Here is a 251-nt window from a genome sequence, read left to right on the forward strand (position 1 = left end):
ACCCCTTCGCCACGACCGCCATATTCACTATTGCTTTTTAAAAATGGCAGGGGCAGTAGGAATCGAACCCACACCAAAGGTTTTGGAGACCTTCGTTCTACCGTTAAACTATGCCCCTACACATGGTGGCTCGGGACGGAATCGAACCGCCGACACGAGGATTTTCAGTCCTCTGCTCTACCGACTGAGCTACCGAGCCATAATTATTGCATACGCCATTCTTTTTGTCAAGAAATGGCGGAGCTGACGGG

The 251-nt window shown here is 50.6% G+C and carries 2 tRNA genes; both read right to left on the reverse strand.

Going from position 1 to position 251, the window contains the following annotated elements:
- Window positions 1-44: 44 nt before the first annotated feature.
- Window positions 45-118: transfer RNA gene (locus DEP07_RS25460), tRNA-Trp, on the reverse strand.
- Between the two features lie 5 nt (window positions 119-123).
- Window positions 124-199, reverse strand: a tRNA-Phe gene (locus DEP07_RS25465).
- Window positions 200-251: the final 52 nt, after the last annotated feature.

Source organism: Brevibacillus sp., from assembly GCF_003521185.1.
GTDB classification, from domain to species: domain Bacteria; phylum Bacillota; class Bacilli; order Brevibacillales; family Brevibacillaceae; genus Brevibacillus; species Brevibacillus parabrevis.